This is a genomic window from Kluyvera sp. Awk 3 (genome assembly GCF_028069715.1).
GTDB lineage: Bacteria > Pseudomonadota > Gammaproteobacteria > Enterobacterales > Enterobacteriaceae > Kluyvera > Kluyvera georgiana_A.
Window position 1 is genome coordinate 19,054 of sequence record NZ_JANEWH010000033.1, and the last position, 20,995, is coordinate 40,048.

Here is a 20,995-nt window from a genome sequence, read left to right on the forward strand (position 1 = left end):
TATGTCGCAGGCTGCGCTGAATACGCGGAACCGTGAAGAAGAAGAGTATGCGGCTTCACGGCGCAATAATGGAACGCATTTAGCGGGGATTTTGTTCCTGCTGGCGGTGTTGTGTACCGTGTTTGTGAGCGGCTGGGTCGTGCTTGGCTGGATGGAAGATGCGCAGCGTTTGCCCATCTCAAAACTGGTCGTCACCGGCGATCGTCATTACACACGTAATGATGATATCCGCCAGTCCATACTGGCATTGGGCTCGCCGGGAACCTTTATGACTCAGGATGTCAACATCGTTCAGAGTCAGATTGAACGCCTGCCGTGGATTAAACAGGCAAGCGTAAGAAAGCAGTGGCCGGACGAATTGAAGATTCATCTGGTTGAATATGTGCCAATTGCGCGTTGGAATGATCAGCACATGGTGGATGCGGAAGGTACGGCCTTCAGCATTCCGGCCGATCGAACCAGCAAGCAGAATTTGCCTATGCTCTATGGCCCGGAAGGCAGCGCAAGCGAAGTCTTGCAGGGTTATCACGACATGGGCGCGGTGCTCGCGAAAGGGAAGTTCACGTTGAAGGTTGCGGCGATGACCGCGCGCCGTTCGTGGCAGCTGACGCTTGATAACGGTATCAAGCTGAATCTGGGGCGGGGCGATACGATGAAGCGGCTGGCGCGTTTTCTGGAACTGTATCCGGTTCTGGAACAGCAGGCGCAAACTGAGGGTAATCGGATTAGCTATGTTGATTTGCGTTATGACTCGGGGGCGGCAGTAGGCTGGGAACCTGCTCCTGCGGCGGACACTAATCAACAACAGAATCAGGCACAGGCAGAACAACAATGATCAAGGCGACGGACAGAAAACTGGTAGTTGGACTGGAGATCGGCACTGCAAAAGTAGCCGCTTTAGTAGGGGAAGTTCTGCCCGACGGAGTGATTAATATCATTGGGGTCGGCAGTTGCCCATCCCGAGGTATGGATAAAGGCGGGGTTAACGACCTGGAGTCGGTAGTCAAATGCGTACAGCGCGCTATCGATCAGGCGGAACTGATGGCGGATTGCCAGATCTCTTCTGTATATCTGGCGCTTTCCGGCAAACACATTAGCTGTCAAAATGAGATAGGCATGGTGCCTATCTCTGAAGAAGAGGTCACGCAGGAAGACGTTGAGAACGTGGTGCATACGGCGAAGTCCGTACGCGTGCGTGATGAGCACCGTGTTCTTCATGTGATTCCGCAGGAATACGCGATTGATTACCAGGAAGGGATCAAAAACCCGGTCGGCTTGTCCGGCGTGCGTATGCAGGCCAAGGTACATCTGATTACCTGCCACAACGACATGGCGAAGAACATCGTCAAAGCGGTTGAGCGCTGTGGTCTGAAGGTCGATCAGCTTATTTTCGCCGGGTTGGCGTCAAGTTATTCGGTTCTGACCGAAGACGAACGTGAGCTGGGCGTCTGCGTGGTGGATATCGGTGGCGGTACAATGGATATCGCCGTGTATACTGGCGGTGCATTGCGCCACACCAAGGTGATCCCATACGCGGGGAACGTGGTGACCAGCGATATCGCCTATGCGTTTGGTACGCCGCCAAGCGATGCCGAAGCGATCAAAGTGCGCCACGGTTGCGCATTAGGCTCCATTGTGGGCAAAGATGAGAGCGTTGAAGTGCCGAGCGTGGGTGGACGTCCGCCGCGCAGCCTGCAGCGCCAGACATTGGCCGAGGTCATTGAGCCGCGTTACACCGAGCTCTTAAATCTCGTCAATGAAGAGATTTTACAGTTACAGGAACAGCTTCGTCAGCAAGGGGTCAAACACCACCTGGCGGCGGGGATTGTGTTGACCGGCGGCGCGGCGCAAATTGAAGGCTTAGCGGCCTGCGCGCAGCGGGTGTTCCATACGCAGGTGCGTATTGGCGCACCGCTGAACATTACCGGTCTGACGGACTATGCCCAGGAGCCGTATTATTCCACGGCAGTGGGCCTGCTGCACTACGGGAAAGAGTCCCAATTGAGTGGTGAAGCGGAAGTAGAAAAGCGCGTAACTGCATCGGTTGGTTCGTGGATCAAACGACTGAATAGCTGGTTACGCAAAGAGTTTTAATTTTTTAAAGAGACCAACGCACATTAACGGTCTCAGGCGACAGGCACAACGGAGAGAGAAACTATGTTTGAACCTATGGAACTGACCAACGACGCGGTGATTAAAGTCATCGGCGTCGGTGGCGGCGGCGGTAATGCCGTTGAACACATGGTGCGCGAGCGCATCGAAGGCGTTGAATTCTTCGCAGTTAACACCGACGCGCAGGCACTGCGTAAAACGGCTGTTGGCCAGACTATCCAGATCGGTAGCGGTATTACCAAAGGTCTGGGTGCGGGTGCCAACCCGGAAGTAGGCCGTAATGCGGCTGACGAAGACCGTGAAGCGCTGCGTGCAGCACTTGACGGTGCAGACATGGTGTTTATCGCAGCCGGCATGGGCGGCGGTACCGGGACCGGTGCAGCGCCAGTGGTTGCGGAAGTGGCCAAAGATTTAGGTATCCTGACCGTTGCCGTCGTGACCAAGCCTTTCAACTTTGAAGGCAAAAAGCGTATGGCATTTGCGGAGCAGGGGATCACCGAGCTGTCCAAGCACGTTGACTCATTGATCACCATCCCGAACGACAAGCTGCTGAAAGTATTGGGCCGCGGTATTTCCCTGCTCGACGCGTTTGGCGCAGCGAACGACGTACTGAAAGGTGCAGTCCAGGGTATCGCTGAGCTGATCACCCGTCCGGGCCTGATGAACGTCGACTTTGCAGACGTGCGCACCGTGATGTCTGAAATGGGCTACGCGATGATGGGCTCTGGCGTAGCAAGTGGTGAAGATCGTGCGGAAGAAGCGGCTGAAATGGCTATCTCTTCCCCGCTGCTGGAAGATATCGACCTGTCCGGCGCGCGTGGCGTTCTGGTCAACATTACTGCGGGCTTCGACCTGCGTCTGGATGAGTTCGAAACCGTGGGTAACACCATCCGTGCGTTTGCATCGGATAACGCGACCGTGGTTATCGGTACTTCACTTGACCCGGATATGAACGACGAACTGCGTGTTACCGTCGTTGCCACCGGTATCGGCATGGACAAACGTCCTGAGATTACCCTGGTGACCAACAAGCAGACGCAGCAACCGGCGCTGGATCGTTATCAGCAGCACGGTATGGCACCGTTGACGCAAGAACAGAAACCGGCTGCTAAAGTGGTAAACGACAATACGCCGCAGACCACTAAAGAACCGGATTATCTGGACATCCCGGCGTTCCTGCGTAAGCAAGCTGATTAAGAATTAGCTGGAAGTTGGGAATCTGCGCTCTTTGTGCTAAACTGGCCCACCGAATGTGTAGTACACTTCGGTTGGATAGTTAATTTGGCGAGATTATACGATGATCAAACAAAGGACACTTAAACGTATCGTTCAGGCGACTGGCGTCGGTTTACACACCGGCAAAAAGGTCACACTGACGCTACGCCCTGCGCCGGCAAATACCGGGGTCATCTATCGTCGCACCGACTTGAATCCATCGGTAGATTTTCCGGCTGATGCCAAATCTGTGCGTGATACTATGCTCTGTACTTGCCTGGTCAACGAGCATGACGTGCGGATTTCTACCGTAGAGCACCTGAACGCCGCGCTGGCGGGTCTGGGTATCGATAACATTGTTGTTGAAGTCGATGCGCCAGAAATCCCGATTATGGACGGTAGTGCTGCGCCATTCGTTTATCTGTTGCTGGATGCCGGCATCGATGAACTGAACTGTGCGAAGAAATTTGTCCGTATTAAAGACACCGTTCGCGTTGAAGATGGCGACAAATGGGCTGAATTCAAACCGTACAATGGTTTCTCGTTGGATTTCACCATCGACTTTAACCATCCGGCGATTGACTCCAGCACCCAGCGTTATGCGATGAATTTCTCCGCTGACGCCTTTATGCGCCAGATCAGCCGTGCACGTACCTTCGGTTTCATGCGTGATATCGAATATCTGCAGTCCCGCGGCCTGTGCCTGGGCGGTAGCTTCGATTGTGCCATCGTTGTTGACGATTATCGCGTACTGAACGAAGACGGCCTGCGTTTTGAAGATGAATTCGTTCGTCACAAAATGCTCGATGCCATCGGTGACTTGTTCATGTGTGGTCACAACATTATTGGTGCATTTACCGCGTACAAATCCGGTCATGCACTGAATAACAAACTTCTGCAGGCGGTCCTGGCAAAACAGGAAGCTTGGGAATTTGTGACCTTCGAAGACGACGCAGAACTGCCTCTGGCGTTCAAAGCACCGACAATGGTTCTGGCATAAGCCTGACCATTTCGTAAATTCGACTGGCAACCTGGCACTCTCTCCGGTCAGGGAACCAGTCGTTTTTTCTTTTTATCCCCGTCAATCCGTTTTCCTGCCGTTGCCCGCTTAAAGATCACACTCCAGTGCAACCGCTGCTTTCTTAACCCGTTTTTCGTTGCTGTTTTCGTCATTCCTGCTGCTGTAGCGCGGCATTAATGGTAATATTCCCGGGCTAAAATAGAATAACGGTACTGAAACCGAAGGTGGAACTTTACGTGAGTGGAATGCTGACGCGTTGGCGACAGTTTGGTAGACGCTACTTCTGGCCGCATCTCCTGTTGGGGATGGTTGCTGCCGGTTTTGGCCTGCCTGCGCTTGCGAATAATACCGAGCCAGCTTCTCCCGCCCGCGCAACAACCAGTAATCATAATCCGACGCAGAGAATCGACTTCTCTCAACTGGCGCGGCTGGAAAATAACCGTCGTCCCTCATTCAGCGTCGACTACTGGCATCAGCACGCCATTCGCACCGTTATTCGTCACCTTTCTTTTGCCATGGCGCCGACGGCGTCACCGGTTGCTGAGTCAACATCTCCGTTGCAGGCCGCGCAGCATCTGGCGCTGCTGGATACGCTAAATGCGTTGCTGAATGTTGAAAGTCAGCCGTCCCTTATTATTGCTCAGGGCGCAGCGTTACCTGCGCTCTCACCTCACGTCTTTAGTATCCCAGCCTGGGTGAGCCAGGTGCAGGGCATCCGCGCCGGGCCGCAGCGCCTCGTCTGAAAATAACCGCTTTATTTCCTTTATTTTTCTGACTCCGAAATGTCGGGGCGTTTGAGATTTTATTATGTTAATCAAATTATTGACCAAAGTTTTTGGTAGTCGTAACGATCGTACCCTGCGCCGCATGCGCAAAGTTGTCGCTATTATTAACGCGATGGAACCGGAGATGGAAAAACTCTCCGATGAAGAGCTGAAAGCGAAAACCAATGAATTCCGCGCGCGCATTGAAAAAGGCGAAACCGTTGAGAGCCTGATTCCTGAAGCGTTTGCCGTGGTGCGTGAAGCCAGTAAGCGTGTGTTCGGGATGCGTCACTTTGACGTCCAGCTGCTCGGCGGTATGGTGCTGAACGACCGCTGCATCGCGGAAATGCGTACCGGTGAAGGTAAAACCCTGACCGCAACGCTGCCAGCTTACCTGAACGCGCTGTCCGGCAAGGGCGTGCACGTGGTGACCGTCAACGACTATCTGGCCCAGCGTGACGCCGAAAACAACCGTCCGCTGTTCGAATTCCTCGGCATGACCGTTGGTATTAACATGTCTGGCCTGCCAGCGCCTGCGAAGCGCGAAGCCTACAATGCCGACATCACCTACGGTACCAACAACGAATACGGTTTTGACTACCTGCGCGACAACATGGCGTTCAGCCCGGAAGAGCGCGTACAGCGTAAACTGCACTATGCGCTGGTCGATGAAGTCGACTCCATCCTGATCGATGAAGCGCGTACGCCGCTTATCATTTCCGGCCCGGCTGAAGACAGCTCGGAAATGTACAAAAGAGTGAACAAAATCATTCCTCACCTGGTCCGCCAGGAGAAGGAAGATTCCGACACCTTCCAGGGTGAAGGTCACTTCTCTGTGGATGAAAAAGCCCGTCAGGTTAACCTGACCGAACGTGGTCTGGTGCTGATTGAAGAGCTGCTGGTGAAAGAAGGTATTATGGAAGAGGGCGAGTCGCTGTACTCTCCGGGCAACATTATGCTGATGCACCACGTGACCGCCGCGCTGCGCGCCCATGTGCTGTTCACCCGCGACGTTGATTACATCGTCAAAGATGGCGAAGTTATTATCGTCGACGAACATACCGGTCGTACCATGCAGGGCCGTCGCTGGTCTGATGGTCTGCACCAGGCCGTAGAAGCCAAAGAAGGCGTTGAAATTCAGAACGAAAACCAGACGCTGGCGTCCATTACCTTCCAGAACTACTTCCGTCTGTATGAAAAACTGGCCGGTATGACCGGTACGGCGGACACCGAAGCGTTTGAATTCAGCTCGATCTACAAGCTGGATACCGTGGTCGTGCCAACCAACCGTCCGATGATCCGTAAAGATATGCCGGACCTGGTCTACATGACCGAAGCGGAAAAAATTCAGGCGATTATCGAAGATATCAAAGAGCGTACCGCGAAAGGCCAGCCGGTGCTGGTAGGTACTATCTCCATCGAAAAATCCGAAGTGGTCTCCCACGAGCTGACCAAAGCGGGTATCAAACATAACGTCCTGAACGCCAAATTCCACGCCAGCGAAGCAGACATCGTTGCGCAGGCGGGCTACCCGGCGGCGGTTACCATCGCCACCAACATGGCGGGTCGTGGTACCGATATTATGCTTGGCGGTAGCTGGCAGGCTGAGGTTGCGCATCTTGAAGATCCGACGCCGGAACAGATTGCGCAAATCAAAGCTGACTGGCAGGTGCGTCACGACGCGGTACTGGCGGCAGGTGGTCTGCACATTATTGGTACCGAACGTCACGAATCTCGTCGTATCGATAACCAGCTGCGCGGCCGTTCCGGTCGTCAGGGTGATGCGGGTTCTTCTCGTTTCTACCTGTCGATGGAAGATGCCCTGATGCGTATCTTCGCCTCTGACCGCGTGTCCGGCATGATGCGTAAGCTGGGGATGAAACCGGGCGAAGCCATTGAGCACCCGTGGGTCACCAAAGCGATTGCTAACGCACAGCGTAAAGTGGAAAGCCGCAACTTTGACATCCGTAAGCAACTGCTGGAATACGATGACGTTGCCAACGATCAGCGTCGCGCTATCTACACCCAGCGTAACGAGCTGCTGGATGTAACTGACGTCAGCGAAACCATCAACAGCATTCGTGAAGACGTGTTCAAAGCGACTATCGATGCCCACATTCCGCCACAGTCGTTGGAAGAAATGTGGGATATTCCGGGTCTGCAGGAACGTCTGAAAAATGACTTCGATCTCGAACTGCCGATTGCTGAATGGCTGGATAAAGAGCCGGAGCTGCACGAAGAGACGCTGCGTGAGCGTATTCTGGAAAGCGCGGTTGAAGTCTACAAGCGTAAAGAAGAAGTGGTTGGCGCTGAAATGATGCGTCACTTCGAAAAAGGCGTGATGCTGCAAACTCTCGACTCCCTGTGGAAAGAGCACCTGGCGGCAATGGACTACCTGCGTCAGGGTATCCACCTGCGTGGCTATGCGCAGAAAGATCCGAAGCAAGAGTACAAGCGCGAATCCTTCTCCATGTTTGCTGCAATGCTGGAATCTCTGAAGTATGAAGTGATCAGCACCCTGAGCAAGGTGCAGGTACGCATGCCGGAAGAAGTTGAAGCCATGGAACAGCAACGTCGTGAAGAAGCTGAGCGTCTGGCGCAGATGCAGCAGCTGAGCCATAAGAGCGATGACGAAGCCGTCGCGGAAGATCTGGCCGCACAAACCGGCGATCGCAAAGTGGGTCGTAACGATCCGTGTCCTTGCGGTTCCGGTAAAAAATACAAACAGTGCCATGGCCGTCTGAGCTAAGGTCATAATAAGAAAACAAAAGGCGCAGAGTTCTGCGCCTTTTTTATGGATAAGACAAAATGAAAATACTGCAAATATCCGTCGGCATCATTCGCAATGCCGCAGGCGAAATTTATATCACCCAGCGTGCAGCCGATGCGCACATGGCGCATAAATGGGAGTTTCCGGGCGGTAAAATTGAAGCGGGGGAGTCACCGCAGGAAGCGGTTATCCGTGAACTGCAGGAAGAGGTTGGGATCGTGACCACCTCGCTGCAGCCGTTTGATAAGCTGGAATATCAGTTCCCCGATCGCCACATTACGCTGTGGTTCTGGCTGGTTGACAGCTGGGAAGGCGAGCCGTGGGGCAAAGAAGGGCAGCCGGGACGCTGGGTTGCGCAACAGGATTTGGTGGCGGACGAATTCCCGCCAGCGAACGTGCCGGTGATTGAAAAGCTGATCGCGGGTTGATATGTGATGACGCCGGGCGGTTCCCGGCGTCGGATTTACTGCTGCTCTTCGCTCCAGTCATCGCTGTCGGAGAGATCGCCGCTGCTCGGGATTCGCTTCTCCTCCGCCGCCCATTCGCCAAGGTCAATCAGCTGGCAGCGCTTGGAGCAAAATGGGCGATAGGGGCTTTGTTCGCCCCAGACAACCGGTTTGTTGCAGGTGGGGCAGTTTACGGTGGTGACGTCAGACATCTTCTCTCCTTAGCAGCACGCCAGTTCAAAATCCAGACGCTCCGGTACCACGCCGTGCTCGCTGTCCAGCGGCATAAAGCGGATAGCAAAGCGGCTCTTGTGGCCGGAGATCTGCGGGTAAAGCTGCGAGGTCAGTTCAAGCTTCAGACGCAGCAGGTCGGCATCTTCACCGTTGTCCTGGTAAAAACCGTTCAGGCTGGTTTGCTTGCGGAACTGCGCTGAATTGCGTACCAGATCGAGAATTAACGTCAACGCCTGATTGAGCGGCTCCAGGCTTGCCAGCCAGGTTTCCACCAGCGCATCGCGCTGATGCTGTTTAGCGTGTAGCCAGATATGCAGCGTCGGCAGGTCGAAGCTGCAGCAACCTCCCGGAATACTCAGACGCTGACGCACCAGCGCAATCAGGCGATCTTCACGCAGGAACTGCCCGATACGCGGTGCCGCCATCAGGATGCTGCTGCTATTTTTCAATTGCTGACGCAGGGCGTCGATACGGCTGAGATCAACACCCGGGACTTCGCTCCAGGCGTTCAGTTTACGCTGTTGGCGTTCCAGCTCTTTGAGCAGTTCTGTGCGGATATCGCCGCGTTCGAACACATCCAGTAAATCCCCTACGTTGCGAAAAAAGTGCAGCGCGCTGGCGTGATCTCTGATGGGTAAATTGGCATTCAATTGCTCAGTCAGAAATTCAATACGCAGCCAGGTACGCATTTTTTCGTTTAGCGGATGCTCAAAAAGGATGTGGGTGTGCATTACGATTTTTCCTGTGATACAGCCTGTGCCGCGAGCTCAAGATAGTGCGCGTGAAGGCGAGCAACATCCGATGCAATGGCATCTGGTGTGCCGTTGTTATTAATAACGTCGTCAGCCACGGCCAGACGCGCTTCGCGCGTGGCCTGGGCTGCAAGAATATTTTCCGCATGCTCTCGCGACACGTTGTCGCGCTGCATGGTACGAAGAAGCTGGGTCTCGCGTGATACGTCAACGACCAGTACGCGATCGGCCCGCTCGTAGAGTTTGTTTTCCACCAGAAGAGGAACGACCCAAAGCACGTAAGGCGAGGTGGCCTGACGAAGCTGACGCTGTGTTTCCTGCTGAATCAAAGGATGCAGGAGGGCGTTGAGCCAGGCTTTTTCCTCCGGGTTGGCGAAAATACGTTCGCGTAGCTCCCGGCGGTTTAGCGCCCCTTCCGGGGTCAGAATGTGGTGGCCGAAATGTTCGGTAATGGCTGCTAGCGCCGGCGTGCCGGGTTCGACAACCTGACGGGCAAGAATATCGGCATCAATCACGTTAATTCCCAGGCAAGAAAACGCATCTGCGACCGTGCTTTTGCCGCTGCCGATGCCGCCCGTTAACGCCACTGTGTAAGTCATACCGCTTAGCCCTGGAATTTTAGTATGAAAATCATTTGGTTAAAAAGCTGGCGCCCGAAGTGTGCGAATCAAAGATGCACGGTACTATTCGCCAGGTAAATTTATGGGATTGTAGCTTAAAAAAAGTGAAAATCGCAGTCTTGCGAAGACCTGATTAGTGCGTATGATTGCATTACTGGAGTTGTGCTCTCAATTTAATTGCCATTAACCCCAGGAATTCGCACATGCGTATCGAAGAAGATCTGAAGTTAGGTTTCAAAGACGTTCTTATCCGCCCTAAACGCTCTACTCTTAAAAGCCGTTCCGATGTTGAACTGGAACGCGAATTCACCTTTAAACATTCAGGCCAACGCTGGTCAGGCGTACCGATTATTGCTGCGAATATGGACTCCGTGGGGACTTTCGGGATGGCAAAAGCGCTTGCCTCTTTCGATATCCTGACCGCCGTACATAAGCACTACTCCGTTGAAGAGTGGAAAGTCTTTGTGCAGGCCGAGTCTGAAGACGTGCTCAAGCACGTGATGGTCTCTACCGGGACCTCCGACGCCGACTTCGAAAAAACGCAGCAGATCCTCAAGCTGAACTCAGCGCTGAACTTTGTCTGTATTGATGTGGCTAATGGTTACTCTGAGCACTTTGTACAGTTTGTAGCGAAAGCGCGTGAAGCATGGCCGACGAAAACTATCTGCGCAGGCAACGTGGTGACCGGCGAGATGTGTGAAGAGCTGATTCTGTCTGGCGCAGACATTGTGAAAGTGGGTATCGGTCCGGGTTCCGTCTGCACAACCCGCGTGAAAACCGGCGTCGGTTATCCGCAACTGTCCGCAGTGATTGAATGTGCTGATGCGGCGCATGGACTTGGCGGCCAGATCGTCAGCGACGGCGGCTGCACCATGCCGGGCGACGTAGCCAAAGCTTTTGGCGGCGGCGCCGACTTCGTGATGTTGGGCGGCATGCTGGCTGGTCACGATGAAAGCGGCGGCGTGATTGTCGAAGAGAATGGCGAGAAATTTATGCTGTTCTACGGCATGAGCTCTGAGTCTGCGATGAAGCGCCACGTGGGCGGCGTTGCTCAGTACCGTGCGGCAGAAGGCAAAACCGTGAAGCTGCCGCTGCGTGGCCCGGTTGATAACACCGCGCGCGATATCCTTGGTGGCCTGCGTTCAGCGTGTACCTACGTTGGGGCCTCTCGCCTGAAAGAGCTGACTAAACGCACCACCTTTATCCGGGTACAGGAACAAGAGAACCGCGTGTTCAACAGCCTGTAACCCCTTTAACGCTGGCGCCGTATGCGCCAGCGTTATCCCGCTCCGCTGATGGCGTCTCCCAGATGAAAAATGGGCAGATACATCGCGACGACCAGCGTTCCGATAATTAACCCCGTGACGATAAGCAGCAATGGTTCCAGTATCGACGTCAGGTTTTCTGCCAGATTCTGAGTGCTCTCATTGTGATGCCGGGCCAGATTCTCCAGCATTTCATCCAGCGCCCCGGACGCTTCTCCGGTCCTTACCAGCTGTAAGCATAAAGGTGTAAACACGCCACTGTTTTCCATGGCCTGCCAGATCGTGCAACCCTGCGCCACGTCGTGATGTAGCCGGGTGATAACCTCACGCCACCACGGGCAACTAAGCGTTTCCTCAACGGTCTCCAGCCCCTGCAAAAAGGCGATGCCTGCGCGCTGCGTCAGCGAAAGGACGGTAAAAATCTGGCTGAGCATCTGGCCACGCCTGAGCTTGCCCAGGATCGGCAGCGCGAGCAACATCCGCTGACGAATACGCTGCCATGGCGGGTGGTTTTTTAACGCGGCGCTTAGCATCACAGGCAACAGCAGAAAAACCAAAAGAGGAAGGTACCACCGCTCAATAAAGGTGGCGCTTGCCATGACGGCCTGTGTCAGCGCGGGCAACGGCGTGTTGAAGGTGCGATAGATGGCGGTAAATTCTGGCAGTACAAAGCTGACCATCGCCACCACCACCAGTACGGCCAGCGATAAAATAATCAGCGGATAGCGCAGCGCCTTTTTCACCTTTGCCGTCAGCAGCAGTTGCGCTTTCTGTTGCTGAGAGAGCGCCAGACAGCATTGTTCCAGCTTACCGGTGATTTCACCGGTGCGAATCATCGCCAGGTAGAGTGGGGGAAAAGCCTGCGGCCACGGTTTCAATCCTTCCGATAATGTGACACCTTGCGCCAGACGGCTAGCCAGGGAGTCGAGAAGGGCACGCCATTGCGGTGCCGGGTGCTGCTGGCTGAGGAGCGCCAGGCTGTCTGATAACGTGAGCCCAGCCTGCAACAGGGTTGCCAACTGACTGATTACCGCACAGCTGTGCTGTGCCCGCCAGAGTGACGGGTTTATCGCACGGCGCTTCAACGAGAGGGCAATAATGTTCTGTTGCGTGAGCGCCATCAGCGCGCCAGGCCGATGGCTGGCCCAGAGCGTACCGCGATGCTCGATGCCGTTGGGGTCAAGCCCACGCCAGTACCAAAGCTGTTCACGCATCCTTTGGGAGCCCTAGCACGCGCAGTAATTCTTCCTGCGTGGTTAGCCCTTGCTCGACGGCCCGGCAGCCATTTTCAAACAGCGTTTTCATACCCGCTTCCCGAGCATGTATCATCAGTTCCGCCGGACTGCGTCCATTAACGATCCCCTGTCGTAGTGTGGGCGTAAGCGGCAGCAGTTCAAACAGCGCGAGACGGCCCTGATAACCATGGTAACAGTGCGGGCAGCCCGGTGCCGTCCAGTGCGGCAGCGGGCGTGGCCATAGCGACCGTGGGAGCGGCTGTTCACCGGGCGATGTCTGGCGGCAGTGTGGGCAGAGTCGCCGAACCAGTCTCTGTGCGACGACCATTAACAGTGCCGATGACACCATCCAGCGCGCCACCCCCATTTGCTCGAGGCGTACCAGCGTTTCGACGGTGGAGTTGGTATGCAGCGTCGAGAGCACCAGATGACCTGTCTGCGCGGCTTTGATAGCGATCTCCGCCGTCTCGCCGTCGCGGATTTCACCGACCATCACGATATCGGGGTCCTGACGCAGCAAGGCGCGCAGTACGTTCTGGAAGGTCAATCCAGCGCGCGGGCTAATCTGTGTCTGATTCAGACCATCAAGAGGGATCTCAATGGGGTCTTCCACACTGCAGATATTGACGTTACTCCGGTTGCGGCTTTGCAGCGCGCTGTAGAGCGTCACCGTTTTTCCGCTGCCCGTCGGCCCGGTGACCAGAATCAGCCCTTGCGGTTGATTTAACGCAGACTGAAGCTGCATTAGCTCATTGTCTGATAGCCCTAACCGTTGAAGATCAAGCGCCTGTTCCACCTTGTGCAGCAGACGCAGCACGGCTTTCTCGCCGTAGCGGCAGGGAAGCGTCGAGAGTCGGAATGAGAGCGGCTTATCGGCAATATCTATTGTGAACTGACCGTCCTGAGGTAAGCGCCGCTCGGCGATATCGAGGCCGCCGAGCACCTTAAGCCTGGCAATCAGCGGTGCCATTAACGGCAGAGCAATGGGGGCGAGAGGATGCAGCACGCCATCGACACGAAGCCGTACGCGAAGCGCATGTTCGGTCGGCTCAAAATGGATATCGGACGCGCGTTGAACCAGCGCTTGTTTGAGCAGATGGTTGAGCAGGTCAACCGCGTTATCACTTTCATCATGCGGCCTGGCATTGGTTAAAGGCGTCGACTGCTGCAGATATTTGTCCATCCTCTCCTGCGTCCAGCATTCAATATCGATGCGCTTTTGAGTGGCAAAGCGGAGCGAATCCATCAGCTCGCCAGGCGGCGTACCCACGACCGCGATACTCAGTTCATCGGCCGCGTTGCTGAGCAGTACCGCATGGTGACGTTGGCACAACGTTAACAATTGTTCCTGTTTCATCATTGCCCCTTCGCTTACTGAACATCAAAGCGGAAAACGTCTTCACAGGCCTGCTGGAGTGCGCCATCGTTCTGGATATCACAGGTGCGCTGCCAGCCGGTGATGCCGTTGGCGTTGTCCCAGCCGGGGACGAGGGTAACGGTCAGGCCGTTGAGGCTCTCCTGGCCGGTCAGGATAACCGTGCCCTGCGCGACGCTCATGGCTGAAACATAACGCGTGGTGGTCGGTGAGGGGATGCCATTGCTGCCTGCATCGCAGTTATCCAGCCCGCCGCGGTCGAGTGCGCACAGTTCGATCGCGGTGCGGTAGGGAACAAAGGTTTGCAGCATATCGGTTAGCGCTGCTTTGCGTAGGTAATTCTGGTAGGCCGGGATACCAATGGCGCTAAGAATGGCAATGATGCCGATAACGACCATCAGTTCGATGAGAGTAAAACCTTGTTGTTTGTTCATGTTCTGCTCCTTGCTGAAACTGGCGCTACTCTGGCAGAGGTTAACGCGGTCAGCGAGGGGCGAAGCGGTGTTCAGGAAGCCGCCTCCCAGCGTTTTTACTGGGGTTGCAGATGTGCAGGGGGAAGTGGAACGACGATCGGGAAAATGCCCTCGCGGTGGAGGGCATTATCAGGGGTTAGCGGAAACGCATCGACAGATCGAGCGCTCGCACATGCTTGGTTAGCGCGCCGACGGAGATGAAGTCGACGCCGGTTTCAGCGAACTCGCGGATGGTGTCGAAGGTCACGTTGCCCGAGACCTCCAACTGAGCCTGGCCTTGGGTAATGTTTACCGCTTCACGCATCTGCTCGGTATCAAAGTTATCAAGCATGATGATGTCGGCACCGGCCTTCAGCGCTTCACGCAGCTCTTGCAGGGTTTCCACTTCGACTTCAACCGGCACGTCCGGATGCAGCCAGAACGCTTTCTCTACTGCCTGACGCACGGAGCCGGAGGCAATAATGTGGTTTTCTTTGATCAGGAAGGCGTCGGATAACCCCAGGCGGTGATTGGCGCCGCCGCCGCACAGCACGGCGTATTTTAGCGCGGTGCGCAGGCCTGGCAGCGTTTTGCGGGTATCCAACAGTTGGGTATGCGTGCCTTCCAGCAGGTTGACGTATTTACGTACTTCGCTGGCGACACCGGAAAGCGTTTGCACGAAGTTCAACGCCGTGCGCTCGCCGGTGAGCAGAACGCGGGACGGGCCGTTAATCTCAAACAGCGGTTGATTAGCGATGACGGTATCGCCATCTTCAACGTGCCAGGTCAGGGTGACGTCATCGCCCGCCAGTTGAATAAAGACCTCTTCAACCCAGCGTTTACCGCAAAATACGCCGTCTTCACGCGTAATCACGATGGCATGAGACTGTGTTTTTTCCGGTAAGAGTTGTGCGGTAATATCGTTCTGTGCGTTCACTTCTCCGCCCAGATCTTCGCGCAGCGCCTGGGCGACAGCGTTAGGGATATCGAGATTAATACGTTCAAGTAGCGCGTCACGTCGATGGTCTGGGTTATAGCGGCGAGGCGGCATAATAAAGCTCCAAATTGGTAACGATGCAAAAGATTGAAACATGCTACTCTGAACCAGCAAGTATCACCATATTTTAGGAGATCCTGAATGCAGTTAGATAAGGGCTGGCTGGTGGGCGTTCGGCAGGTGCCGTCCCCTCATCACGATACTCGCCCACAGGATGAGGCCCCCTCGCTGCTGGTTGTGCATAATATTAGCCTGCCGCCCGGTCAATTTGGCGGCCCGTGGATAGATGCCCTGTTTACTGGCACGCTCGACCCCAACGCCGATCCATTTTTTGCGGAAATTTGTCATCTGCGGGTGTCAGCCCACTGCTTGATCCGTCGTGATGGTGAGATTGTGCAGTACGTTCCCTTTGATAAACGCGCCTGGCATGCCGGCGTTTCCAGCTATCACGGGCGCGAGCGATGTAATGATTTCTCTATCGGTATTGAGCTCGAAGGTACCGATACGCTGGCCTACACCGATGCGCAGTATGCGCAACTGGCGGCCTTAACCCAGTTGCTCATTGCCGAATATCCCCTCATTGCCGATAACATGACTGGCCACAGTGATATCGCGCCTGTGCGCAAAACCGATCCCGGCCCGGCGTTTGACTGGGCGCGTTTTCGCGCGCTGGTCACCCCCTCGTCAGATAAGGAGATGACATGACGTTGTTTACCACACTTCTGGTTCTGCTTGCCGAGCGTCTGTTTAAACTCGGTGAACACTGGCAGCTCGACCATCGTCTGGAAGTGCTGTTTCGCCGGGTGAAGCACTATTCTCTGGGCGCCACGTTGCTGATGACCATCGCGGCAATGGCCGTGGTCGGAATTATTCAGCGTGTGCTCGATGGGCTGCTGTTTAACGTGCCACAGCTTATTTTCTGGATTCTGCTGGGGCTGTTGTGTATCGGCGCGGGCCGCGTTCGTCTGCATTATCACGCCTATCTGAAGGCGGCATCGCGCAATGATGCCCACGCCCGTGAGGCGATGGCCAGCGAGCTGACAATGATTCATGGCGTCCCGCCGGGTTGCGATGAGCGCGAGTTCCTGCGTGAATTGCAGAATGCGCTGCTGTGGATCAACTACCGTTTCTACCTGGCCCCGCTGTTCTGGTTCGTGGTGGGGGGCTCGTGGGGGCCGATGGCGTTGATAGGCTACGCGTTTTTGCGTTCGTGGCAGTCTTTCCTCGCGCGTTATCAGACGCCGCATCAGCGCTTGCAGTCAGGGATAGACGCAATCCTGCATGTGGTGGATTGGGTTCCTGTTCGTTTGGTTGGCGTGGTATATGCGCTGATTGGCCACGGTGAGAAGGCGCTTCCGGCGTGGTTTGCTTCGTTGGGCGACCGGCATTCTTCGCAGTATCAGGTGTTGACGACGCTGGCGCAGTATTCGCTTGCCCGCGAACCGCACGTGGATAAGGTGGAAACGCCAAAAGCCGCGGTCTCGATGGCGAAAAAAACCTCGTATGCGGTGGTGGTGGTAATGGCGCTGCTGACGATTTATGGAACGTTAGTGTAGTTTTTGCCCGGTAAACGTCGCGTTACCGGGCAATGCGTTTATAGCGTATCTGCCGGCGGGATGCCGAAGTCTGGCATTCCGTCTTCCGTCCAGCGGACCGTTTTCAGGCGGGTGTGGCGATTCGGGTCGTACAGCGGGTCGCCTTCAATTTCCGTGTAGTTCCTCGCGTGATACACCAGCACATCATCACCTTCCGGCGTCTGCGTAAAGCTATTGTGTCCAGGACCGTACTGACGATTTTCGTAGCTGGTGGTGAATACCGGCTCCGGTGACTTATGCCAGTTTTCCACGTTGGTCATGTCGGCATCTTTATCAATCCACAGCAGGCCCATGCAGTAGTTTTCGTCGGTGGCGCTGGCGGAGTAGCTGATAAACAGGCGGTTGCCGTGAGTGACAACGGCAGGCCCTTCGTTCACCAGAAAACCGCGACATTCCCAGTCGAATTCGGGTTTGCTGAGCATGACGGGCTTACCTTTCAGGGTCCACGGGTTTTCCAGCTCGGCCAGATACAGGTTGGAGTTACCGGCAATCTCCGGAGACTTTTGCGCCCACAGATACCACCGTTTACCCTGATGTTCGAAGGTGGTGGCGTCGAGACAGAAGGTGTCGAACGGCGTTTTTACCTGACCTTTCTCAACCCATTTCCCACTGAGCGGATCGGCGTCGCTGCACTCCAGCGCAAACATGCGGTGCTGGAACATCCCCAGACTGTCGAACGCCTGAGTGTGGGCGGCGGCGAAGTAGATATACCACTTGCCGTCAATGTGGTGCAGCTCCGGCGCCCAGATAAGGTTGCTCATCGGGCCGCTGTCCGGCTTGCGCCAGACCACTACCGGCTCAGCGGTGCGCAGGCCGTCGAGGTCCGTGGCGCGGCGGATCTCCAGCCGATCATATTCCGGCACAGAGGCGATAAAGTAGTACGTATCCTTATGGCGCAGAATAAACGGATCGGCGCGTTGCTCAATAAAGGGGTTAGGCCAGTTCTTCATCAGGCTTTCCTTACGTGTTCAGTCGTTTTCAATTCTTGCTGGTATTCATTCAGCTCGCGGTAGTTATTGCGGCGTTTTTCGAGATCTTCCTGAATCTGTTTCATCAGGTTGCGGTCAACTTTCAGCAGACGGACCACGCCTGCGGTAATCAGATAGCCCACGCCAGGAATCACGGTGAACAGCAGCATAATACCGTTGAGGGTGGTGTCGCTTTGCGCCTTGGCGCCCGCGTCGTAGCCATACCAGGAGAGCAGGAAGCCAACCATGGCACCGGCAACCGCAAGCCCCACCTTCAGGAAGAACAGGTTGCCGGAAAAGCTGATGCCGGTGATACGTTTGCCGGTTTTCCATTCGCCATAATCATCAACGTCGGCCATCAGCGACCAGTGTAGCGGAGACGGGATCTGGTGCAGCACGTTCAGCAGGAAGTAGAGCACCACGATCAGCACGGTGGCGTGCGGGTCGAAGAAATAGAAGGCGATAGAGAAGACGGCCAGTACGATGTTGGTCCAGAAGAAGACCTGCAGTTTACACCAGCGATCGGTCAACACTTTGGCCAGCATACTGCCGATCATCATGCCGACCACGCCCAGGCTGATAAAAATAGTGGCGAAGTGCGTGCTTTCGCCCATCACCCAGGTGACGTAGTACATAGTGGCGGCCATGCGGATAAATCCCGGGCATACGTTGCACAGGGTCAGCAGCAGAATGCGCACCCACTGGTCGTTTTTCCAGACGTCTTTTAAATCCTGCTTCAGTTCATCGTTGGTCTGTACCGCCGGGCGTACGCGTTCACGTACGGTGGCAAAGCAGAACAGGAACATACACATGCCGATAAAGGCCAGCACGGTCATCGCCATCTGATAGCCTTTGGCTTTGTCTTCGCCGCCAAACCAGTCGGCCATCGGCAGCAGGGTCAGCGACAGCAGCAGGGTGGCGATGCCAACCAGTACAAAGCGATAGGACTGGCAGGCGACGCGCTCTTTCGGGTCGTTGGTAATCACGCTACCCAGCGAGCAGTAAGGAATGTTGATGGCGGTATAGGTGACCGACAGCAGGAAATAGGTGACAAACGCATAGATAACTTTGCTGCTATAGCTCCAGTCTGGCGTGGTGAACATCAGCACGCTGAACAGCGCATAGGGGAAGGCTATCCACAGCAGCCATGGACGAAAGCGACCATACTTACTGCGGGTACGGTCGGCCAGCGCGCCCATAATCGGGTCGGTAACAGCGTCGATAACGCGGATTGAGAGCAGCAGTACGCCCACCAATGCTGGCGCCAGTCCAAAAATATCGGTGTAAAAATAGTTAACGAACAGCATGATAGCGCCGAAGATGATGTTGCATCCTGCATCGCCCATGCCATAACCAATCTTCTCTTTTACTGACAGTTTACTTGCGTCCATCGCCAGATCTCTCTTGGGGAATATGGAGAAGATTATTGCCAGTTAAAGGGTGAAATGCGTAGCAGGATAACGTTGTTGATATGGAGAAAGCTGCTGCGAAAATGAAACTGTGAGGCAGGTAACATCAGGGAAAAAGCCCCCTCCGGGAGGAGAGGACCTGTCAGATTAGTGCGCTTTTACGGTTTTGGCGCTCTTCTGCTTAAACATAAAGCCGATGCCCAGAATGATGATCCATACCGGAATCAGCCATACGGAGATGGCCATGCCCGGAGTCATCACCATAATCACCAGCACGGCAGCCATGAAGACCAGGCAGATCCAGTTCCCCAGCGGGTAGAACAGCGCCGGGAAGCGTGTGGTGACGCCCTGTTGCTGTTTGGCTTTGCGGAACTTGATGTGCGCCAGGCTGATCATCGCCCAGTTAATGACCAGTGCAGAAACCACCAGCGCCATCAGCAGTCCGAATGCGGACTCTGGGGCCAGGTAGTTGATCAGCACGCACAGCGCAGTCACGACGGCGGAAACTAAAATAGAGCTCACCGGCACGCCGCGTTTGTCGACGTTCAGCAGCGCTTTCGGGGCATTGCCCTGCTGCGCCAGGCCGAAAAGCATACGGCTGTTGCAGTAGACGCAGCTGTTGTACACGGAGAGCGCGGCGGTCAGGACCACGATATTCAGGGCATTCGCCACGAACGAGTCGCCCAGTTCATGGAAGATAAGCACGAACGGGCTGACATCCGCGGTGACGCGGGTCCACGGCATCAGCGAGAGCAGTACCGCCAGCGAGCCCACATAGAAAATCAGGATACGGTAGATAACCTGGTTGGTGGCTTTAGGAATGCTCTGCTCCGGGTTATCCGCTTCCGCCGCGGTAATCCCAACCAGCTCCAGGCCGCCGAAGGAGAACATGATGATCGCCATCATCATCACCAGCCCCGTCCAGCCGTGCGGCAGGAAGCCGCCTTGTTCCCACAGGTTGCGCACGGTGGCCTGCGGGCCAGCGCTGCCGCTGAACAGCAGCCATGCGCCGAACAGGATCATCGCGATAACCGCGATAACTTTGATGATGGCAAACCAGAACTCCATTTCACCGAACACTTTAACGTTGGTCAGGTTGATGGCGTTGATAATCACAAAGAAGGCTGCCGCGGAAGCCCAGGTAGGGATCTCGGGATACCAGAACTGGATGTATTTACCCACTGCGGTGAGTTCCGCCATGGCAACCAGGACGTACAGCACCCAGTAGTTCCAGCCTGAAGCAAAGCCCGCGAAGTTGCCCCAGTACTTGTAGGCAAAGTGGCTGAAGGAGCCGGCTACAGGCTCTTCAACCACCATTTCACCTAGCTGGCGCATGATCATAAAGGCAATAAAACCGGCGATTGCGTAGCCGAGAATAATACCGGGACCGGCGGATTGAATGACGGAGGCGCTGCCAAGAAACAGGCCGGTGCCGATAGCGCCGCCCAGAGCAATCAGCTGGATATGGCGGTTCTTCAGGCCGCGCTTAAGCTGCGCGCCTTGCTGTTGACCTTCCATTGTGAAACCTCGTGTGTGGTTATTATTGTGACGCTGTTGTGCGTATGTACTTAAGAAATTCCGTTTTCTGTATTGTTATGTTTACGAAAAGCTTTTCTTAAAAAGAGGTAAGGCTCTTTCGTCATGAGCAGAATAGTGGTAAGCGCGAAGGAATGCACCTGCTTTATGAAGGGGTGATGACAGATTGGATAAAAAGACAACAACGGTCACGCCGCGCTGAAATGGCGCCATCGCGATAATATTGAAT

Annotated in this window: 20 protein-coding genes; 10 read left to right on the forward strand and 10 right to left on the reverse strand. The window is 55.1% G+C overall.

What is annotated here, in order from left to right; all coding sequences use genetic code 11:
• Position 1: 1 nt before the first annotated feature.
• From ftsQ to mutT, 7 genes are all read left to right on the forward strand, one after another.
• Positions 2–835: a cell division protein FtsQ gene (ftsQ, locus tag NNN71_RS09365; RefSeq protein ID WP_064547442.1), complete on the forward strand. Its 834-nt coding sequence runs from the start codon at positions 2–4 to the stop codon at positions 833–835.
• Positions 832–2,094 (forward strand): cell division protein FtsA, encoded by a 1,263-nt coding sequence (gene ftsA / locus NNN71_RS09370; protein WP_271458380.1) that lies wholly within the window; start codon positions 832–834, stop codon positions 2,092–2,094. The genes ftsQ and ftsA overlap by 4 nt, the downstream gene beginning before the upstream one ends.
• Positions 2,095–2,157: 63 nt before the next feature.
• Complete coding sequence (ftsZ, locus tag NNN71_RS09375) at positions 2,158–3,309, forward strand: cell division protein FtsZ (RefSeq protein WP_035893043.1); 1,152 nt, start codon at positions 2,158–2,160, stop codon at positions 3,307–3,309.
• Positions 3,310–3,409: 100 nt separating this feature from the next.
• The gene (gene lpxC / locus NNN71_RS09380; protein WP_271458381.1) at positions 3,410–4,327 is read left to right on the forward strand and encodes a UDP-3-O-acyl-N-acetylglucosamine deacetylase; all 918 of its coding nucleotides are present in this window, start codon (positions 3,410–3,412) and stop codon (positions 4,325–4,327) included.
• A gap of 257 nt (positions 4,328–4,584) precedes the next feature.
• Positions 4,585–5,091 (forward strand): secA translation cis-regulator SecM, encoded by a 507-nt coding sequence (secM, locus tag NNN71_RS09385; RefSeq protein ID WP_223803306.1) that lies wholly within the window; start codon positions 4,585–4,587, stop codon positions 5,089–5,091.
• A gap of 64 nt (positions 5,092–5,155) precedes the next feature.
• Positions 5,156–7,861: a preprotein translocase subunit SecA gene (secA, locus tag NNN71_RS09390; RefSeq protein WP_271458382.1), complete on the forward strand. Its 2,706-nt coding sequence runs from the start codon at positions 5,156–5,158 to the stop codon at positions 7,859–7,861.
• A gap of 59 nt (positions 7,862–7,920) precedes the next feature.
• Positions 7,921–8,310, forward strand: coding sequence for an 8-oxo-dGTP diphosphatase MutT (mutT, locus tag NNN71_RS09395; RefSeq protein WP_064547452.1), 390 nt, complete (start codon positions 7,921–7,923; stop codon positions 8,308–8,310).
• Between the two features lie 35 nt (positions 8,311–8,345).
• On the opposite strand, the gene yacG is transcribed toward mutT, so the two are convergent.
• Genes yacG through coaE form a run of 3 tightly spaced genes read right to left on the reverse strand, consistent with a single transcriptional unit; the run spans position 8,346 to position 9,913 of the window.
• Positions 8,346–8,540: a DNA gyrase inhibitor YacG gene (gene yacG, locus NNN71_RS09400; RefSeq protein ID WP_163448053.1), complete on the reverse strand. Its 195-nt coding sequence runs from the start codon at positions 8,538–8,540 to the stop codon at positions 8,346–8,348.
• Positions 8,541–8,549: 9 nt separating this feature from the next.
• Positions 8,550–9,293, reverse strand: a complete 744-nt coding sequence (gene zapD, locus NNN71_RS09405) for a cell division protein ZapD (RefSeq protein ID WP_167576788.1) — start codon at positions 9,291–9,293, stop codon at positions 8,550–8,552.
• Entirely contained in the window at positions 9,293–9,913 is a 621-nt protein-coding gene (gene coaE / locus NNN71_RS09410) for a dephospho-CoA kinase (protein ID WP_163448051.1), read from the reverse strand. Before coaE ends, zapD begins: the two co-directional genes overlap by 1 nt.
• 224 nt (positions 9,914–10,137) lie before the next feature.
• On the opposite strand from coaE, the gene NNN71_RS09415 reads away from it, so the two are divergent.
• Positions 10,138–11,181, forward strand: coding sequence for a GMP reductase (locus NNN71_RS09415; protein ID WP_271458383.1), 1,044 nt, complete (start codon positions 10,138–10,140; stop codon positions 11,179–11,181).
• A 32-nt stretch (positions 11,182–11,213) separates the two neighbouring features.
• Here the strand turns inward: NNN71_RS09415 and hofC are convergent, their stop codons facing one another.
• The 4 genes from hofC to nadC form a co-directional block, all read right to left on the reverse strand.
• Positions 11,214–12,413 (reverse strand): protein transport protein HofC, encoded by a 1,200-nt coding sequence (gene hofC / locus NNN71_RS09420; protein WP_271458384.1) that lies wholly within the window; start codon positions 12,411–12,413, stop codon positions 11,214–11,216.
• Entirely contained in the window at positions 12,406–13,791 is a 1,386-nt protein-coding gene (gene gspE, locus NNN71_RS09425) for a type II secretion system protein GspE (RefSeq protein ID WP_271458385.1), read from the reverse strand. The genes hofC and gspE overlap by 8 nt, the downstream gene beginning before the upstream one ends.
• Positions 13,792–13,805: 14 nt before the next feature.
• Positions 13,806–14,243 (reverse strand): prepilin peptidase-dependent pilin, encoded by a 438-nt coding sequence (gene ppdD / locus NNN71_RS09430; RefSeq protein ID WP_163448048.1) that lies wholly within the window; start codon positions 14,241–14,243, stop codon positions 13,806–13,808.
• A 175-nt stretch (positions 14,244–14,418) separates the two neighbouring features.
• Complete coding sequence (nadC, locus tag NNN71_RS09435) at positions 14,419–15,312, reverse strand: carboxylating nicotinate-nucleotide diphosphorylase (protein ID WP_167576780.1); 894 nt, start codon at positions 15,310–15,312, stop codon at positions 14,419–14,421.
• A gap of 87 nt (positions 15,313–15,399) precedes the next feature.
• Here nadC and ampD point away from each other — a divergent pair, with 87 nt between their 5' ends.
• Both ampD and ampE read left to right on the forward strand, forming a co-directional pair.
• The gene (gene ampD, locus NNN71_RS09440; protein ID WP_167576778.1) at positions 15,400–15,963 is read left to right on the forward strand and encodes a 1,6-anhydro-N-acetylmuramyl-L-alanine amidase AmpD; all 564 of its coding nucleotides are present in this window, start codon (positions 15,400–15,402) and stop codon (positions 15,961–15,963) included.
• Complete coding sequence (gene ampE / locus NNN71_RS09445; RefSeq protein WP_163448045.1) at positions 15,960–16,814, forward strand: beta-lactamase regulator AmpE; 855 nt, start codon at positions 15,960–15,962, stop codon at positions 16,812–16,814. Before ampD ends, ampE begins: the two co-directional genes overlap by 4 nt.
• A gap of 38 nt (positions 16,815–16,852) precedes the next feature.
• Here the strand turns inward: ampE and NNN71_RS09450 are convergent, their stop codons facing one another.
• The 3 genes from NNN71_RS09450 to aroP all read right to left on the reverse strand — a co-directional run bounded on the left by NNN71_RS09450 (position 16,853) and on the right by aroP (position 20,748).
• Positions 16,853–17,803, reverse strand: coding sequence for a glycoside hydrolase family 43 protein (locus NNN71_RS09450; RefSeq protein ID WP_271458386.1), 951 nt, complete (start codon positions 17,801–17,803; stop codon positions 16,853–16,855).
• Positions 17,803–19,212: a glycoside-pentoside-hexuronide (GPH):cation symporter gene (locus tag NNN71_RS09455; RefSeq protein ID WP_167576772.1), complete on the reverse strand. Its 1,410-nt coding sequence runs from the start codon at positions 19,210–19,212 to the stop codon at positions 17,803–17,805. The genes NNN71_RS09450 and NNN71_RS09455 overlap by 1 nt, the downstream gene beginning before the upstream one ends.
• A 165-nt stretch (positions 19,213–19,377) precedes the next feature.
• Positions 19,378–20,748: an aromatic amino acid transporter AroP gene (gene aroP / locus NNN71_RS09460; RefSeq protein WP_065356526.1), complete on the reverse strand. Its 1,371-nt coding sequence runs from the start codon at positions 20,746–20,748 to the stop codon at positions 19,378–19,380.
• Between the last annotated feature and the right edge of the window lie 247 nt (positions 20,749–20,995).

What these genes read in the sequence shown, in the direction of transcription:
- ftsQ (WP_064547442.1), top strand. Translation starts at nt 2, where the DNA reads ATGTCGCAGGCTGCGCTGAATACGCGGAACCGTGAAGAAGAAGAGTAT.
- ftsA (WP_271458380.1), top strand. Translation starts at nt 832, where the DNA reads ATGATCAAGGCGACGGACAGAAAACTGGTAGTTGGACTGGAGATCGGC.
- ftsZ (WP_035893043.1), top strand. Translation starts at nt 2,158, where the DNA reads ATGTTTGAACCTATGGAACTGACCAACGACGCGGTGATTAAAGTCATC.
- lpxC (WP_271458381.1), top strand. Translation starts at nt 3,410, where the DNA reads ATGATCAAACAAAGGACACTTAAACGTATCGTTCAGGCGACTGGCGTC.
- secA (WP_271458382.1), top strand. Translation starts at nt 5,156, where the DNA reads ATGTTAATCAAATTATTGACCAAAGTTTTTGGTAGTCGTAACGATCGT.
- mutT (WP_064547452.1), top strand. Translation starts at nt 7,921, where the DNA reads ATGAAAATACTGCAAATATCCGTCGGCATCATTCGCAATGCCGCAGGC.
- yacG (WP_163448053.1), bottom strand. Translation starts at nt 8,540, where the DNA reads ATGTCTGACGTCACCACCGTAAACTGCCCCACCTGCAACAAACCGGTT.
- zapD (WP_167576788.1), bottom strand. Translation starts at nt 9,293, where the DNA reads ATGCACACCCACATCCTTTTTGAGCATCCGCTAAACGAAAAAATGCGT.
- coaE (WP_163448051.1), bottom strand. Translation starts at nt 9,913, where the DNA reads ATGACTTACACAGTGGCGTTAACGGGCGGCATCGGCAGCGGCAAAAGC.
- NNN71_RS09415 (WP_271458383.1), top strand. Translation starts at nt 10,138, where the DNA reads ATGCGTATCGAAGAAGATCTGAAGTTAGGTTTCAAAGACGTTCTTATC.
- hofC (WP_271458384.1), bottom strand. Translation starts at nt 12,413, where the DNA reads ATGCGTGAACAGCTTTGGTACTGGCGTGGGCTTGACCCCAACGGCATC.
- gspE (WP_271458385.1), bottom strand. Translation starts at nt 13,791, where the DNA reads ATGAAACAGGAACAATTGTTAACGTTGTGCCAACGTCACCATGCGGTA.
- ppdD (WP_163448048.1), bottom strand. Translation starts at nt 14,243, where the DNA reads ATGAACAAACAACAAGGTTTTACTCTCATCGAACTGATGGTCGTTATC.
- nadC (WP_167576780.1), bottom strand. Translation starts at nt 15,312, where the DNA reads ATGCCGCCTCGCCGCTATAACCCAGACCATCGACGTGACGCGCTACTT.
- ampD (WP_167576778.1), top strand. Translation starts at nt 15,400, where the DNA reads ATGCAGTTAGATAAGGGCTGGCTGGTGGGCGTTCGGCAGGTGCCGTCC.
- ampE (WP_163448045.1), top strand. Translation starts at nt 15,960, where the DNA reads ATGACGTTGTTTACCACACTTCTGGTTCTGCTTGCCGAGCGTCTGTTT.
- NNN71_RS09450 (WP_271458386.1), bottom strand. Translation starts at nt 17,803, where the DNA reads ATGAAGAACTGGCCTAACCCCTTTATTGAGCAACGCGCCGATCCGTTT.
- NNN71_RS09455 (WP_167576772.1), bottom strand. Translation starts at nt 19,212, where the DNA reads ATGGACGCAAGTAAACTGTCAGTAAAAGAGAAGATTGGTTATGGCATG.
- aroP (WP_065356526.1), bottom strand. Translation starts at nt 20,748, where the DNA reads ATGGAAGGTCAACAGCAAGGCGCGCAGCTTAAGCGCGGCCTGAAGAAC.